General features: G+C 67.6%; 1 protein-coding gene. It reads left to right on the top strand.

Going from position 1 to position 1,419, the window contains the following annotated elements:
- On the top strand, positions 1 to 1,419 hold a 1,419-nt coding region (pckA, locus tag VI25_RS19280; RefSeq protein ID WP_055562755.1), incomplete at both ends, for a phosphoenolpyruvate carboxykinase (ATP).

Genomic DNA, 1,419 nt, shown 5'->3' with positions numbered 1-1,419 from the left:
GCCGCCCGCCGCCCTCGTTGAGCACGCCCTGCGCCGGGGCGAAGGCACGCTCACCGATACCGGCGCACTCATGTGCGACACGGGCACCTTCACCGGCCGCTCGCCCAAGGACCGCTTCATCGTGCGCGACGCGCTGACGGCCGACTCCGTGTGGTGGGGCGACATCAATATCCCCTTCGAGGCCGCCCAGTTCGACCAGTTGCAGGCCAAGATGGTGGCCTACCTGGGCCAGCGCGAGCTGTTCGTGCGCGAGGCCTACGCCGGAGCCCACCCCGCCTACCAGCTCAAGCTGCGCGTGGTGACGGAGCTAGCCTGGCACAACCTGTTCTGCCACACGATGTTCCTGCGCCCCGAGCCGGGTGCCGACACCACCTGGCCCGCTGACTTCACCATCTTGTGTGCGCCCGGCTTCCAGGCCGACCCCGCCGTGGATGGCACCCGCCAGGCCAACTTCGCCATTCTCAACTTCACCAAGAAGATCCTGCTCATTGGCGGCACAGGCTACGCGGGCGAAATGAAGAAAGGCATTTTTGGGGTGCTCAACTACCTGCTGCCCCACCAGCACCAGACCCTACCCATGCACTGCTCGGCCAACGTGGGACCGGCCGGCGATACGGCCATCTTCTTCGGCCTCTCCGGCACGGGCAAGACCACGCTCTCGGCCGACCCCACCCGCGGGCTGATAGGCGACGATGAGCACGGCTGGCTGCCCGGCACGCAGGGCATCTTCAACTTCGAGGGCGGCTGCTACGCCAAGGTCATTGACCTGGCTCGCGAGCAGGAGCCCGAAATCTGGGATGCCATCCGCTTCGGGGCCCTGGTGGAGAACACGCGCTTTGTGCCCGGCACGCGCACGGTGGACTACACCAACAAGAGCGTGACGGAAAACACGCGCACGGCCTACCCGCTGCCCTACATCCCCAACGCCGTGACGCCGGCCGTGGCGGGCGTGCCCCAGCACATCTTCTTCCTCACGGCCGATGCCTTCGGGGTGCTGCCCCCCATCAGCCGGCTGGATAAGTCCCATGCCATGTACCACTTCCTCTCCGGCTACACGGCCAAGGTGGCGGGCACGGAAATGGGCATCACCGAGCCGCAGACGACCTTCTCCGCCTGCTTTGGGCAGGTGTTCCTGCCGCTGCATCCCACCAGCTACGCCCACATGCTGGGCCAGAAAATGGAGGAGCACCCCACCCTGACCGTGTGGCTGATCAACACGGGCTGGTCGGGTGGGGCCTACGGGGTGGGCCGGCGCATGCCGCTACGCTACACCCGGGCCATGCTTACGGCGGCCCTGGACGGCCAGCTCCACGCCGTTGCCTATCACCGCCACCCCGTCTTTGGCGTGGACGTACCGGCCACGGTGCCCGGCGTGCCCAGCGCCCTGCTCGACCCGCGCCAGACCTGGGCCGACGTGGA

It is taken from the genome of Hymenobacter sp. AT01-02, assembly GCF_000961955.2.
In the GTDB taxonomy this organism is placed as follows: domain Bacteria; phylum Bacteroidota; class Bacteroidia; order Cytophagales; family Hymenobacteraceae; genus Hymenobacter; species Hymenobacter mucosus.
The sequence above is the reverse complement of the archived record's forward strand: the minus strand, read 5'-3'. Positions and strand labels throughout refer to the sequence as shown.